We start from the raw sequence: 14,577 nt of genomic DNA, 5'->3' as shown, positions 1-14,577 counted from the left end.
CTTTAGCCTACCGGATGCCAGTGATATATAAATTTTTACTGCGCTTTAAAACCTATAAAACCAGCCAAAAGGATACATCAGATCAGGTTATCCTGATGATGACGGGCAAAGCACATATTGAAATGGTAAGTTTGTGCCTGTTAACCATAAGCAAAAACTGGTCAAAACTACCAACGCTTATTATAACTACTGATGGTTCTATTTCATCAGAAAAAATTGCCACTTCTTTAAAATTCTGGAAAGGTAAAATCCAGATTAACAATTGGGAAGAAAGTGTAAATTATCATTTAACAAAAGGTAGAAAAGCCATTGCAGCCTATGCCCGGTTAAATGCCTTCGGTAAAAAGCTGGCCATCATTTTACACCATGCAGAAGAAAAGCCCGTGGTTTGGATCGATAGCGACATCTTGTTTTTTAAGGATTTTCTGCCCTATTGGCCCGAAAACCAGGTAACAACAGCATGTGGTGGGTCGGCCGACTGGAAAGGGTCATATGATGAAAGATTATTAAAATTCTTTAAGGGCAGCCTCCAAAAATATGGCAGCTTTAACGCTGGTCTTATTTATGCCCATGGAATAAACTTATATGAAGAACATAAAATAGAAGAGGCCTTAAACCTTATTCATCCCGATTATGATTTCTTATCAGAGCAAACCATTTTTGCTGAAATAGCAAGTGCCTCGCTTGGAGTGCTGTGGGGGCAGCATATTATTGGTAATTTTAATGATGATAATCAATCCCTTAGTCCAACAAAAAAGCAGTACACCGGCAGACATTACACCAGCAATGTAAGGCATCTTTTCTGGCGCGATGCATTCTTCCTCACTTAAATGTTATGCTCAACCAAAAAATAATCGACGTACTGTACCGCTATCCAAAAGGCAAATTGAAAACGTACCGACGCTATGGGGGTATATTTAGCTATTGGCAGATGCAGCTTAACAACCTTAAAATGAAAAGAGGGATCCGATCACTTCCCGAAATCGGCTCCAATCCGGATGGTTTGCCCGTTTATTTCCTGACAGGTGAAAAATACCTTTACCAAACATTTTTCTGCATGACCTCGGCTGTAAAATACCACCCTGGAGTATTCAGGTTTATACTGGTTGACGATGGTACTTTTAATACGGAAATTATTTCTCTAATCAATAAACAGGTAAAAAAAATCGAAATAGTTGATGCATTACAGATAAAAAAGAATCTAAACCAGGTCTTACCAGAAGGCGAGTTCCCTGTTCTCCACCATAAAAGGCGTGTTTATCCACATATTAAAAAGCTAACCGATATCCATTCAATTCAGGATGGTAATGATTGGAAACTTGTGCTGGATTCGGATATGTTGTTCTGGCAGAGTGCCAATGACATCACTAATTGGCTAAAATCTCCACAAAGTCCTCTCTTTATGCAAGACTGTGAACAATCTTATGGCTACACCACCACACTAATGGAGAAACTATCCGGATCAAAAATTCAGCCTTTAATTAATGTTGGGGTTGTAGGACTAAAAAGTAAGGCTATAGACTGGAGAACACTCGAAAACTGGATAAGCGGGCTCGAAGAGGCTGAAAAAACTTCGTACTACTTGGAGCAGGCACTAACCGCAATGATTATCGGGGAAACCAAATCAGTGCGCCTAAATAAAGACAAATACATTGTAAACCCAACACCTGATCAGGTAACTCAAAAAGAAGGGATACTTCATCATTATGTTGATTTATCCAAAATTGCCTATTTCGCAAAAGCATGGAAAACATTTTAGTCCCCAAACATGTCCAATCACTATGGATTGGAGAGCAGTTATCGAATGTCGAAAAATTGTGTATACAATCTTTTTTGGATCACGGGCACGAATTTCATCTATATACCTATCAGGATATCAAAAATATTCCTTCAGGAACTAAGATTTTTGATGCCAATGAGATCATGAAAGAAGAATCTATCTTCAGGTATAAAGATGGATGGGCCAAAGGATCTGTTTCAGGTTTCGCTGATGTATTTCGATTATTACTGATAAAAAACCGTGGTGGATGGTGGGTAGACATGGATATTATCTGCCTTAAATATCTCGATTTAACCTCAGATCTTATTTTCTGCACAAGTAATGAGGGAGAATATGGTTCAGTAGTCAATAATTGCATCTTTAAAGCGCCTGTTAATCATTTTTTCTTTGATTACTGCCTCGATAAAATTGATCAGATCGACCTTATAAATATGGATTTCGGTCTGGCAGGTCCTTTTCTGTTTCAAGAGGCTATAAAAGACCTCAAATTGAGAGAAAATGCACTGGAATATGATTTCTTCAATCCAATAAACTGGAAAAATGTTGGGGAACTGATTTTAGAAGATAGAAGCGCTTTAAGCAAGTACAAGGAACTGGTAAGGCCTATCTTTAAGCCACAAACGATGCCTGGCCGGAGGATTACCAAAAATTCATATACGCTGCACTTATGGAACGAAGTATGGAAAAATTATCATTATGATAAAAATAAGCGCTATCCTACTTCCTCTATCTTTGAAAAATTAAAAAAGAAGCACGGCATAAAATAGATGTTACCCCTAATCTCCATCTGCGTTCCGGCACATAATTGTGGTTTATACATAGCAGATACCTTAAAATCGCTCTGTAACCAATCCTACCCACATCTGGAAATCATTGTGGTAAACGATGGCTCAGAAGATGATACTTTAGCTCAGATTAATGCCATCAACGACCCCAGGATTTTTGTGTTTTCAATAAATCAATCTGGAGCAGCAGCGGCAAGAAATGTAGCCTATAGTAAAGCTACCGGAGCATATATTGTATTTTTTGATGGAGATGATATCATCCCCGAAAATTTCATCCAGCTTCAGTTCAAATCCATCAATTTCAAAGAAGATGTAGTTGCAGTTTCGGGATGGGGCCGGTTTTATCAAAATAATATCGAAAACTTTAAAGCGGAGTTTACACCGGATGAGCAGCTGAGTTTTAAACAATGGATTTTACGGTACTGGCACGCCTGCAATCCTATGACTGCTCCCGGGCGTATACTCATGCACAGATCTTTAATTGATGAGGCTGGTTTATGGGATGAAGAACTCAACCTTAACGATGACCTGGAATTTTTTACCAGGGTTTTTCTTAAGGCCAATAACATTGTGATGAACCCTTCAGCTTTATTGTACTACAGATCGGGCATAAACGGCTTGTCTGGCAAAAAAGGTCAAAAAGCTTATCATTCACTTTACCGGTCGGTATATCTTTCAACACATTACGCAATACAGGCCTATAATGAGGAGGGTGTTAAAGCATCATGCGCCAATATGTTGCAAAGCTGTATATATGAGATTTATCCATACAGTAATGCTTTGATTAAGGAAATAGAAACACAGGTAAAAGCTTTGGGCGGTTCAGCCCTAAAACCCGAATCAGGAGGTATTACCCGTATTCTTAATACACTATTGGGCTGGAAATTGACCAAAAAAATAAAATCAGCCTTAAATCTATAAATGAGCATGAATGATAGGGTAAGGATTTTCGTCATCACCTATAGAAGGCCAAAGCTGTTAAAAAGGGCATTGGAGTCGCTCATTGATCAATCTTATACCAACTGGATTGCAGAGGTAATTAATGACGATCCATCAGATGATAATGTAGCCTTAATTATTGAAAGTTATCAAGATGAAAGAATTTACCTTTCTGTTCCCAGCATAAAAAGAGGAGCAACAGGAAATTTCAACTATGCTTTTGCCAGCAAAGCCCAAGAAAAATACGCCAGCATACTGGAGGACGACAATTGGTGGGAAAGAGACTTCCTGAATAAGATGACCGCTACACTTGCTAACCAGCCGGATATCATGCTTGCCGTATCGAATGAAAATATATGGTTAGAGGCTAAAGGTGGTAGCTGGATAAGGACTGGAAATACCGTATGGGATAAAAAAACAGGAACCGAATTTTACGGTTATACTTTGAAAGATAAGTGTGGCAGCGCAAAAATATGCAATAGCGCTATGCTCTGGAAAACCGGTCAAGCGGATAAATGGCTCACCCCTGACGACCTGCCCGTAGATGTTACCGAACACTACAGGGAGCGGCTGATACCGCATCCAATCCTTTTGGTAAACGAACCCCTGGTTAATTTTTCTGAGACATTGAATACAGCAAGGTCCCAAAAGCCATGGTTGTGGGGGTCATATCAGGTTTTACTGATATCGTCTATATTTCAGGGTAATGACGATAAAACACGCATAGATCTCGCCAACGAACTCTGGCTAAAAGCACGCAATGAGAACAAACCTTATATTACCAGCCTCCTGCATACCGGATTATCGTTAAAGGCTGCAAGGGTTTTATGGACTAAAGCTAATATATTCGATATCTTCAGATATTTATTAACCTGGATAAAATCTCCTTTAACCTGCTATAAAATTATTAAGTCTCCAAAAAGACTTTCGAAACACTTCAATTTTCTACAAGCAGCCCATGAAAAAGTGTAGACTTTATAACGCAGACATTTATTTCCAATATGAACTTAAAAATAGTGGCCAATACCTCGATGTTGCACTGATATGAATAACGTAGTGTTTAAGATCTGTATCATTACCCATACCCACCTGAGCCGCAATCCGCGTGTGCTGAAAGAAGCGCTTGCACTTGCAGAAGCCGGTTATGAGGTACACCTTTTAAACTCCATTTACTCTAAAGTTTTGGCGGCTGCCGATCTGGCCCTTTTAAACGGAGCCTCCATCCACATCGAACATATAGCAGATCTATCGGAAAATAATTTCCGCAGTTTCGTCCATCGGGCTGTTAAAAAAGCCGGGAATTTACTGATCAAATATTCTAACTGGGAAACCTGTTACGCACTTGGTTATGCACCTAAGCTTTACATCCAAAAAAGTAAAAAAATAAAAGCCGACTTGTACATCTGCCATCAGGAATTACCGCTTTATATCGGCACAAAACTACTGAAGGCAGGATTAAATGTTGCTTTCGACATTGAAGACTGGCATGCCGAAGATTTATTAAAGGAAGCAGTCTCATCAAGGCCTGTTAAACTTTTAAGAAAACTGGAGGCATTTGCTTTAAAAAACGGCAAATATTGTACAACTACTTCCGAAGCATTAGCCGAACAGCTGGCTATAAGGTATCGTGTTCAACAGCCCAAAGTAATCTACAATAGTTTTCAGGTTGATCAGCAAATATTAAAAAGGGAGAAAGAAATTAAATTCCCGATAAAGCTGATCTGGTTCTCTTTAAATATTGGAAAAGGTCGTGGATTAGAAGAATTTATTAAAATAATAAACCGGTTGAGGGTTGCTGTTGAATTCCATCTGATAGGGGAAATAGAACCAGCATATCAACAGGAAATCCAAAAACTTATAGACAAGAAATTTAACGCTTTTTTCCATCCTCCGGTTCCTACTGCGCAGATGGAACAAACACTGAGTAAGTTTGATGTGGGCCTTGCTATAGAATTGCATCAACCCAAAAACAGGGAATTTACAATAACCAATAAATTTTTTCAGTATGTACAGTCTGGGCTCCCTATTATTGCAACAAATACCTCCGGTCAGCAGGAAATTTTCAAGAAATTTAATCCCGGTATTTTGATAGATTTCAACAAGCCAGACGATATAGCGCTTGAAAAGTGGCTCAACAATCTCGAAGCGATAAATACAGCGAAAACAAACAGTCAGGAAATGGCCTACGCCTATGATTGGAAAATACAGAAAACAAAATTATTGAATTTGGTCAAATATGCTTTATCATAAAGAACCTGTAAGTTTACAAATCAATCTTTCACCAAGCGACTTCCGCATCGCTAAATTTATCTTGCCACATCAGTTAAAAGCATTGGCCAATCAGGTAGATGAAATTATCTTAACGGTAGAATCTAAACCCAGCAGAGGTAGGTTTGCTACCGGATGGACCGAGAATATAGCTAACCTTAAATCATTATTAACAGATATTGCAGAAACATTTGAGGTAAAAGTAATCCATGTAGATTACGCGGAACCAAAAAAGCGTGAAATCGCACAGTACTTTTTTAACAGTGCTTATATTCCTGAAAAAGATTTCAGGGGTGGTCCTTTTTATGCTTATTTCTATGGGCTTTATCATTGCAAAAATGACCTGGTTTTTCATTTAGACGCTGATATGTTTTTAGGCGGAAACAGCAGCAAATGGATAGCAGAAGCTGCCAGCCTATTTAACCAGTATAGTAACCTATTGTGTGTGGCCCCACTTCCCGGTCCGCCTGTAGAAAATGAACAATTAAAAGGCCAACATATTATAAAAAAAATTGATGGTGTACCTTTCATGTACGAATTAGCTGGTTTTAGCACCAGGATTTTTATGCTTAAAAAATCTTTGATAAATCGTTACAAAATAAAATTAACCAGACCCGATTTAAAAGATCAGCTAAAAGCCATTATCAGAGGTAATCCAAATGCCGATTTACCCGAGCATCAATTATCTGACTTAATGAGCAAACACCAGTTAACGAGAATAGATTTTTTAGGAAGTGGAACTGGAATGTGGTCTTTACACCCGCCCTACCGAAATCAAAATTTCTATGAAGGATTACCAGATTTAATCAATAGAATAGAGCAGAATAATCTTCCCGAATCTCAAAATGGATTTTACGATATTGTTGATGAGGTAATAGACTGGAGCGATGTTAAAGAAAAGTTATTTAAATAGTTTAAACATATAGTTTGAGGAAAGAAGCAAATACAATTGTTATTATGGTTTCGGTTGGCGACAGGGAGCATTTAACTAAATTTACCTATCCACGGCTCGCAGCATGGGCGGCTAAACATCATTACTCGAGCTGCTTGCTAAAAAAACCTTATCAAAGTGATCTTGATCGTTCGCTGCATTTTACCAAATTAATGGCACACAAAATCCTGCCAGGTTTTGAGCGATATATCATCATTGACGACGATCTGCTATTGAGAACCGATGCGCCAGAAATGGAAGAAGTACCAGAAGGTTATGTGGGCTTATGTATGGATGCTGTACAGGTTAACACAGCTGCTACACACGTAAAATGGACTGGAAACACAGGTTTTATTGTCTGTGACAGATCTGCTTTGAAATTTTTAGAGCAGGCCTATTATGAAGGTGAATATCAGCCGTTGGATCCTTCACAAACCATTTGGGGCCCATTTGATCAGGCAATTCTTAACCATATATTATTTAAAAATGACAGGGTTTATCAACTAGATTGGCGTTGGAATTACCAGTGTGTTATCGATTATTATGACAAAACAATTGGCTGGCACAACTGGAAAAATAAACGCTGGGAAAGATTATTGTATTATCTCAAAATTGGGCTTCCTTTAAGCAGTAAAGCGAAGAAAAAAATAACCCAGGCTTACGGGATACACATGACGATGGGGCTATATCCTAAGTTTTTTTCGAAAATACATGCATAACCGATGAAAAAAGTACTGATTATTTCTCCATATTTCCCTCCTTCTAACGCAGCAGATATGCAAAGGATCAGGATGAGTTTGCCCTTTTATAAAGATTTCGGTTGGGAGGCAGAAATTGTATGTGTGGCCGAGAAATATACTGATGCAGTATTTGATTATCTATTGGTCAAATCTGTACCACAAGATATAAAAATTCACCATGTTAATGCCTTAAATAAAGAATGGACAAGTAAAATTGGATTGGGTAGTATTGCATTACGCTCCTTATGGTACTACAAGGCTTATATTAACCGGCTATTGAAAACCAAAAAGTTTGACCTAATCTATTTTTCAACAACACAATATCCCGTTTGTATTTTAGGGGCTTACTGGAAAAAGAAATATGGTATACCCTATATCATCGATATGCAAGACCCCTGGTTTACCGACTACTATAAAGATAAACCTAAACATCAGCAACCTAAAAAATTTTGGTTCTCTTACCGGTTAGATAAATACCTGGAGCCCATTGCAATGAAAAGCGTTGATGGTATCATGGCAGTTTCTTCAGCTTACATTACAGAATTAGAAGAACGGTACGAAAATATCAGATATGTTCCTAGTGATGTAATAACTTTTGGTGGCTTCAAACAAGATTTACAGATTGCAGAAGATAATCAGCATCAATTACGCATTGCATTTGATAATAACCCGGCCTATAAACATATCGTTTATGTTGGCCGGGGCGGTTATGATATGCAGAAGGCCGTACATCTTTTACTGAGTGCCTTTAAAAAAGGACTAAAAACAGATCCTCAAAATTTTGGACTTTTAAGGTTTCATTTCATCGGCACGAGTTATGCACCATTAGGGCAAGGAAATAAAACTTTGTTTTGTATAGCCGAAAAGCTTGGTTTAGAGAACTATGTAAACGAAGACACAGATCGTATTTCATTTTATGAAAGTATCTATAACCTTCAACAAGCAGATGCATTATTCATTCCCGGACATGAATTCCCGGCTTACACTGCATCTAAAATTTACCCGTATATCTTATTGGAAAAGCCTCTTTTAGCTATCTTTAATATGGAAAGTAGTGCTGCTCATACCTTAACAGAATGTAATGCAGGAGATGTTGCCAATATCTCAAATGCAAAAGAAGCACAAAATACAATTCTCTCCTTTCTATCAAACCTGGCTAACAGTACCCTCCTTAAAAAGGAAGTAAACTGGGCGAGATTCGAAAAACACAGGGCAAGATCTATGACTAAAAAACAGTGCGATCTTTTTGACAGGGTTATTGGTAAAATAAAATCCCACAATGAATAAATTAGCTGTAGTTATTACGCATCCTATCCAATATTACAGTCCCTTTTTTTCTATTTTATCGAAAAAATTCGAATTAAGGGTATTTTACACTTATGGCGATCCTAAAAATAATACCTTATTCGACAGTGGGTTCAAAAAAAATATTCGATGGGATATCCCACTTTTAACGGGCTACAATTACACCTTCCTCCACAATTCGGCCAGAAATAAAAGTTTAAACTCATTTACAGGGATTAAAAACCCGACAATAATAAAAGATATCGAAGATTTTTCACCCCAGGCGATATTGGTTTACGGATGGGCTAACACTAGCCATTTAAAGGTTCTGCGTTACTTTAAAGGTAAAATTCCAATATGGTTCCGTGGCGATTCTACTCTTCTTGATGATCAAAATTGGTTAAAAAAACAGCTCAGAAAAATCTTATTGTCAGGTATTTACCAAAAAATCGACCTTGCTCTGTATGTTGGAGCGGCTAATAAAGCTTATTATAAGGAATTTGGCATCAAAGACAACCAGTTGATTTATGTTCCACATGCGATAGATAACGACAGGTTTAACTTGGAAAGGGAAACTGATGCAAAAGAAATCAGATCGCAGCTACAAATTGCTGAAGATCAAATTTTGATTCTCTATGCTGGAAAATTTGAAGAAAAGAAAGACCCGAAATTACTTTTAAATGCATTTCTAAAATCAGAACGACAAGATTTACACCTTTTGTTTGTGGGTAGCGGAAATCTTGAACACGAACTTAGGCTTCTGGCCAATGAAGGATTAAAAAATCACCCCAATAAAAGGGTTAGCTTTATGGACTTTGTCAATCAAAAAGAAATCCCTTCCATATATCAGGCTTGCGATGTTTTTTGTTTACCATCAAAAGGCCCGGGCGAAACATGGGGCCTGTCAGTAAATGAAGCTATGGCATCGGGCAGGGCCGTAATAACTTCTGATAAAGTGGGATGCCATCTGGATCTGGTTAAAACCGGACTTAACGGCTGGATATTTAGAGCAAATGATTTGACCGGTCTCGAAGATATTTTAGCATTGCTGGATAAAAATTTATTAATTGAAATGGGCAGAAATTCTAAGGAAATTATCGCCAGTTTCGATTATGACACCGGAATTTCAAATATTTGCAGGATTCTAAAATAAAATATAACAGTATTTCAATAAATGGATAAATTTAAATCGATAGGGAACTCGGGGAAAATCTTACTTTTCCTGTTGATACTATACGCAATTACCAGCCACAATCCTTTACAAACAACATTTGCAGTTATTGTTCCCTTTATTTTATTCTCTTGTTTATGGAAAAAAAATGAAGCTCCGTTCCTTTTCATGGGCCTTATGCTGCAATGGTCTTCAGTTAATATCAAGGTATTTTATGCAAATTTTGAGGGGATTGATTTTGCAGAAACCTTTGACAATTATAAAAATATACAGGAAGCTTTCGTTCTTGGAAATATTGGTTTAGTTGCCGTTGCACTCGGCATTTATTTCATTATTAAAAACTATGAGCTTCCTGATACTGAATATAAGTCTCTGGCATTATCATACGATTCGAGACGAATTATTCCTATTTATATTATTGTTACCTTAATTTATCCATTTATCTCCGAAGGCTCTTTTCGTTTTGGTGGCCTTCAGCAACCCATTTCTAAACTGGCTGATTTTAAATGGATGATTTTTTTCATTTTCATGATAAGTTGCCTTTATACTAAGCAGTTTAAGCTCTTTTCAATAATTGCAATTGCCGAAGTAGTCATGAGTTTAACCGGATTCTTCTCCAGCTTTAAGGATTATTTCCTCGTTGTTTTTGGGGGTATTTTATTAATTTACAGTAAAGAGCTGAAATTCAAACAAGTTTTACCGCTTGCAGCAATTACAGTTTCACTAGTCTATATGATCATTATATGGCAATATGTAAAGCCAGAATATAGAAAATACCTTTCCGGAGGCCAAATTAATCAAAATGTAGTAAGGGGTACAGGAGAGTCATTAAGCAAGCTGGGAGACTTAGTTGGAAAGGTAGATCAAAACGCAATAAATGTTGGCTTTAAACAAACCGTAGACAGGTTAGCTTACATTGATTATTTCTCTGCCACCATAGACTACGTTCCCAGGGTTATTCCACATACGCATGGCCGTTTATGGGGCGATGCCATAACGCGCGTATTACAGCCGCGCATTTTGTTCCCTAATAAGTCGGCAATTGACGATTCTGAAACAACAAGAAAATATTCTGGAATATTTGTTGCCGGTACTGAACAGGGAACTTCGATCAGTTTAGGTTATGTTACCGAAAATTATATCGATTTCGGAGCACCGGGCATGTTTATCAGCTTATTCATTTATGGTTTACTGATAGGTACAGTTTATAAATACGTGATGACCAGCAGTCCGAACAAGCTGATTGGAACAGGAATGATTATACCCTTATTTATACTCATTTACATGTTCGAATCAGCATTAAACAAACTCATTGGCGGATTATTGATGTATCTGATTATCTACGAATTAATACGTCGGTTCGCCCTGGAAAAGTTTTTAAAACAGATAAGTATTTAAGTTGAAGATTATTCACCTTACCGCATCCTACAAACCTGCCTACATTTATGGTGGCCCTATACAAAGCGTGGCCAAGTTATGCGAAGCTGCTACTAAAATTATTGATGAGAGCAAAGAGAAAGGTAATTTTGACTTACAAGTATTAACCACCACCGCAAACGGGGATCAGGAACTGAATGTTAGCCCAGGTAAACCAGTTTTAATAGATGGCGTATCTGTAACTTATTTTAAAAGGTTAACCAAAGATCACAGCCATTTTTCTCCTCAGTTACTGCGGGAGCTCAAAAACATCCTTCAAGCTGTAAAGGAGAAAAATATCGTCCATATCCATGGCTGGTGGAACCTGGTGTCTGTTTTAAGCTGCTGGGTAGTCAAATGGTATAACATACCTGTAGTGCTTTCGCCCAGGGGTATGCTTACAGCCTATACTCAAAATAACCGTAATTCTTTCGCCAAAAGAATACTGCATTATTTCATCGGAAAAAGATTATTACAATACTGCCATATCCATGCCACCAGCGATCAGGAAAAAGATGATATACAGAAAATTATTAATCCGAAAAGCATAACCGTAATTCCCAATCTGGTTAATTTTCAAGCATCAGCTGCCAGTTCAAAAACCATGAATTTTGATAATGATCCAGCAGTTTTCCGCCTGATCTTCCTCTCCCGTATCGAAGAAAAGAAAGGATTAGAACTGCTATTCGAAGCTTTATCACTGTTGAATATCAATTGGCAGTTAACCGTTGCCGGCTCAGGCAAGAAAGAATATGTAGATTACCTTAAGATAAAAGCCTCAGATTTCAATATCAGCAGGCATATAAATTGGATTGGACAGGTTGAAAACAAAGATAAATACCGGATAATTGCCCAACACGATTTACTAGTACTAACTTCTTTTAACGAAAATTTTGCCAATGTAGTGATCGAAAGCTTAAGTGTAGGTACACCGGTTTTAATATCCGATCAGGTTGGCTTATCAGATTATGTAACCAGTCAAAAGTTAGGCTGGGTTACCACTTTAAATGTTAATGCTATAAAAGAAACCTTGCTGATAGCCTTTTCACAAAAAGAAAAAAGGGAAATGATTAAAGCATCAGCTCCAGAGATTATCAGGAAAGATTTTAACGATGACGTTTTAGCCAACCGATACCTTGAACTTTACAAACAGTTAATATAGTGAATCCGGATTTTAGCTTTATTGTGTTAACTTTTAATGAAGAAATTCATTTGTCGAGGTTACTGGATTCAATTAAAGGTTTGAATGCCAAAATTTTTATACTCGACAGTGGCAGCACCGATAATACGCTCAAAATTGCCAAAGATTATGGGGCCGAAGTAAAAAGCAATCCTTTTATCAATCATCCCAAACAGTGGGATTTTGCATTAAATAATTTTGAAGTTAAAACCCCATGGACAATTGGTCTCGATGCCGACCAGATTGTTACGTCTGAACTTTTTGATCGACTCAAAAATTTTAAAGCTCATGATTTTGAAGGCATAAACGGTATTTACTTTAACCGCAAGAATTTTTTCCAGGGCAGCTGGATCCGTTACGGAGGCTACTACCCTATTTACCTTTTAAAAATGTTCAGAACGGGAATTGGTTATTCTGATCTGAATGAAAATATGGATCACCGTTTTATTGTTCCTGGTAAAACCACCATATGGAAAAACGGGCATATTCTGGAGGAAAATCTGAAAGAAAACGATATTGATTTCTGGTTTAAAAAACATGAAAAATATAGTGATCTGATTGCTCATGAAGAGATAGAACGGATGCAGAATATCAGAGTGCAGGCCCTTAGGCCAAATCTTTTTGGTAACCCTGATGAAAAGAAAGCCTGGTTAAAGCGGCTTTGGTGGAAACTCCCCCTGGGCTTAAGGCCTTACTTATACTATGGGTACCGCATGATTTTTAAATTGGGGATTTTTGATAATAAAACCGCCAGAAAGTTTCATTATTTGCAGGGACTCTGGTTCAGAAAGTTAGTAGATAAAAAAATTAATGCGCTAAAGCAGCGTTCCCCGAAGCATTAAAGTTTAATATTAAGTAAAAAAGAAAAGCTTACCTTTATTGCGAAACATCCCGGTATCATGAACGAAATCCCGAATAAAGAAGCCAAAAAACAAGCCGATAGGAAAGCGATTAAGTTTGTAATTGCACTTTTCATATTGTACATATTGTTTAGTCAGGGCAACCTGTTTATGAACAGTGTAACTACACCCGGTGCAAAATATTATAACGCGTACATTTCCCAGCACTTTAATTATATACAAGGCTTAAGAACGATTTTGATTATACCTGCAGTATGGATTATTAAAGCATTTGGTTTTTATGCAATTTACAATGAAACCGATGTAATGGTGGTTGCAGGCCCATATTTACGTATTAACTACTCATGTCTGGGCCTTGGCGTAATGAGTTTTTTAGCTGCTTTTGTACTCGCTTTTCCAGCTCCGTGGAAATCTACTTTCAGAATGCTGGCTATAGGATTGCTTAGCATTTACCTCTTAAATGTTTGCAGAATTGCAGGCTTGGGTGTGTTGCTCGGCTTTTTCCAGTCGCAAAGACAGAATTTCACCTACCACCACGAAATATTCAATATCATTGTTTATATCTGTGTTTTTACACAACTCTATTTTTGGATAAGAAAAAATACTAAAGGAGCAGCCAAAATAAAAACGGCGGTAAACGCTCCATCCGAATCAGATTCATTTTGATGTTGAAAAAGACACAATTACATAAAAATTTCGACACCGGAGATTTTCAAACAGGAGCATCAGCCATAAAGCAATTTTTATGGTACTTTACCGATATATTTTTTTTTAAAAGCAGGCTAATGCCCTTTAGTACAATCCTTGTTTTTGTACTAAAGTTGTTTGGCGCAAAAATTGGAAAACAGGTTAGGGTTAAGCCGGGGATTCATATCAAATATCCCTGGAGGCTTATTGTTGGAGATTACAGCTGGCTTGCTGATTGTTATATTGAAAACTTAGCGCCGGTTAGTATTGCCTCAAATTGCTGTATTTCCCAACGAGCAGTACTTATAACAGGAAATCATAATTACAGTAGCATTGGTTTCGATTTAATTGTTGCCCCCATCACGCTCGAAGAAGGTGCCTGGGTAGGCGCTTCAGCTAAAGTTGGTCCAGGGGTAACCTTGCATAGCCATGCCATATTAACTATGGGCAGTGTGGCTACCAAAAATCTTGAAGCATATAGTATTTACCAGGGTAACCCGGCAATAAAGGTAAGAGAAAGGACAATTTCCGGCTAA

15 protein-coding genes are annotated in these 14,577 nt (G+C 37.6%); all 15 read left to right on the top strand.

Annotated features, from left to right (window positions below; translation table 11 throughout):
• Positions 1–14 precede the first annotated feature (14 nt).
• The 15 genes from BLR37_RS16580 (at position 15) to BLR37_RS16510 (ending at position 14,577) form a co-directional block, all read left to right on the top strand.
• On the top strand, positions 15–830 hold the full coding sequence (locus BLR37_RS16580; RefSeq protein ID WP_143009600.1) for a hypothetical protein: 816 nt from the start codon (positions 15–17) through the stop codon (positions 828–830).
• A 122-nt stretch (positions 831–952) separates the two neighbouring features.
• A complete protein-coding gene (locus tag BLR37_RS16575) occupies positions 953–1,759 on the top strand; it encodes a glycosyl transferase (RefSeq protein ID WP_143009599.1) in 807 nt (268 codons plus the stop codon).
• Positions 1,744–2,547 (top strand): glycosyltransferase, encoded by an 804-nt coding sequence (locus BLR37_RS16570; RefSeq protein ID WP_090770468.1) that lies wholly within the window; start codon positions 1,744–1,746, stop codon positions 2,545–2,547. Before BLR37_RS16575 ends, BLR37_RS16570 begins: the two co-directional genes overlap by 16 nt.
• Positions 2,548–3,486 carry a glycosyltransferase family 2 protein gene (locus tag BLR37_RS16565; RefSeq protein ID WP_090770466.1) on the top strand — a complete coding sequence of 313 codons (939 nt, stop codon included), beginning with the start codon at positions 2,548–2,550 and terminating at the stop codon, positions 3,484–3,486.
• Positions 3,487–4,476, top strand: a complete 990-nt coding sequence (locus tag BLR37_RS16560) for a glycosyltransferase family A protein (protein WP_090770464.1) — start codon at positions 3,487–3,489, stop codon at positions 4,474–4,476.
• A 72-nt stretch (positions 4,477–4,548) separates the two neighbouring features.
• Positions 4,549–5,754: a glycosyltransferase gene (locus BLR37_RS16555; RefSeq protein WP_090770462.1), complete on the top strand. Its 1,206-nt coding sequence runs from the start codon at positions 4,549–4,551 to the stop codon at positions 5,752–5,754.
• Positions 5,741–6,685 carry a hypothetical protein gene (locus BLR37_RS16550; protein WP_090770460.1) on the top strand — a complete coding sequence of 315 codons (945 nt, stop codon included), beginning with the start codon at positions 5,741–5,743 and terminating at the stop codon, positions 6,683–6,685. The genes BLR37_RS16555 and BLR37_RS16550 overlap by 14 nt, the downstream gene beginning before the upstream one ends.
• A 14-nt stretch (positions 6,686–6,699) precedes the next feature.
• On the top strand, positions 6,700–7,422 hold the full coding sequence (locus BLR37_RS16545) for a glycosyltransferase family protein (RefSeq protein ID WP_090770458.1): 723 nt from the start codon (positions 6,700–6,702) through the stop codon (positions 7,420–7,422).
• 3 nt (positions 7,423–7,425) lie between these two features.
• Entirely contained in the window at positions 7,426–8,730 is a 1,305-nt protein-coding gene (locus BLR37_RS16540; protein WP_090770456.1) for a glycosyltransferase, read from the top strand.
• Entirely contained in the window at positions 8,723–9,880 is a 1,158-nt protein-coding gene (locus BLR37_RS16535; RefSeq protein ID WP_090770454.1) for a glycosyltransferase family 4 protein, read from the top strand. Before BLR37_RS16540 ends, BLR37_RS16535 begins: the two co-directional genes overlap by 8 nt.
• 21 nt (positions 9,881–9,901) lie before the next feature.
• Entirely contained in the window at positions 9,902–11,296 is a 1,395-nt protein-coding gene (locus BLR37_RS16530) for a hypothetical protein (protein WP_090770452.1), read from the top strand.
• 1 nt (position 11,297) lies between these two features.
• The gene (locus BLR37_RS16525) at positions 11,298–12,476 is read left to right on the top strand and encodes an XrtY-associated glycosyltransferase XYAG1 (RefSeq protein ID WP_090770451.1); all 1,179 of its coding nucleotides are present in this window, start codon (positions 11,298–11,300) and stop codon (positions 12,474–12,476) included.
• On the top strand, positions 12,476–13,336 hold the full coding sequence (locus BLR37_RS16520) for a glycosyltransferase family 2 protein (protein WP_090770449.1): 861 nt from the start codon (positions 12,476–12,478) through the stop codon (positions 13,334–13,336). The genes BLR37_RS16525 and BLR37_RS16520 overlap by 1 nt, the downstream gene beginning before the upstream one ends.
• A 57-nt stretch (positions 13,337–13,393) precedes the next feature.
• Complete coding sequence (gene xrtY / locus BLR37_RS16515; RefSeq protein WP_090770446.1) at positions 13,394–14,020, top strand: exosortase Y; 627 nt, start codon at positions 13,394–13,396, stop codon at positions 14,018–14,020.
• The gene (locus BLR37_RS16510; protein WP_090770444.1) at positions 14,020–14,577 is read left to right on the top strand and encodes a WcaF family extracellular polysaccharide biosynthesis acetyltransferase; all 558 of its coding nucleotides are present in this window, start codon (positions 14,020–14,022) and stop codon (positions 14,575–14,577) included. Before xrtY ends, BLR37_RS16510 begins: the two co-directional genes overlap by 1 nt.

Origin of the sequence: Pedobacter soli, assembly GCF_900101435.1 — a bacterium.
Lineage (GTDB): Bacteria > Bacteroidota > Bacteroidia > Sphingobacteriales > Sphingobacteriaceae > Pedobacter > Pedobacter soli.
The sequence above is the reverse complement of the archived record's forward strand: the minus strand, read 5'-3'. Positions and strand labels throughout refer to the sequence as shown.

What these genes read in the sequence shown, in the direction of transcription:
- BLR37_RS16550 (WP_090770460.1), top strand. Translation starts at nt 5,741, where the DNA reads ATGCTTTATCATAAAGAACCTGTAAGTTTACAAATCAATCTTTCACCA.
- BLR37_RS16565 (WP_090770466.1), top strand. Translation starts at nt 2,548, where the DNA reads ATGTTACCCCTAATCTCCATCTGCGTTCCGGCACATAATTGTGGTTTA.
- BLR37_RS16555 (WP_090770462.1), top strand. Translation starts at nt 4,549, where the DNA reads ATGAATAACGTAGTGTTTAAGATCTGTATCATTACCCATACCCACCTG.
- BLR37_RS16535 (WP_090770454.1), top strand. Translation starts at nt 8,723, where the DNA reads ATGAATAAATTAGCTGTAGTTATTACGCATCCTATCCAATATTACAGT.
- BLR37_RS16540 (WP_090770456.1), top strand. Translation starts at nt 7,426, where the DNA reads ATGAAAAAAGTACTGATTATTTCTCCATATTTCCCTCCTTCTAACGCA.
- BLR37_RS16560 (WP_090770464.1), top strand. Translation starts at nt 3,487, where the DNA reads ATGAGCATGAATGATAGGGTAAGGATTTTCGTCATCACCTATAGAAGG.
- xrtY (WP_090770446.1), top strand. Translation starts at nt 13,394, where the DNA reads ATGAACGAAATCCCGAATAAAGAAGCCAAAAAACAAGCCGATAGGAAA.
- BLR37_RS16530 (WP_090770452.1), top strand. Translation starts at nt 9,902, where the DNA reads ATGGATAAATTTAAATCGATAGGGAACTCGGGGAAAATCTTACTTTTC.
- BLR37_RS16580 (WP_143009600.1), top strand. Translation starts at nt 15, where the DNA reads ATGCCAGTGATATATAAATTTTTACTGCGCTTTAAAACCTATAAAACC.
- BLR37_RS16510 (WP_090770444.1), top strand. Translation starts at nt 14,020, where the DNA reads ATGTTGAAAAAGACACAATTACATAAAAATTTCGACACCGGAGATTTT.
- BLR37_RS16575 (WP_143009599.1), top strand. Translation starts at nt 953, where the DNA reads ATGAAAAGAGGGATCCGATCACTTCCCGAAATCGGCTCCAATCCGGAT.
- BLR37_RS16570 (WP_090770468.1), top strand. Translation starts at nt 1,744, where the DNA reads ATGGAAAACATTTTAGTCCCCAAACATGTCCAATCACTATGGATTGGA.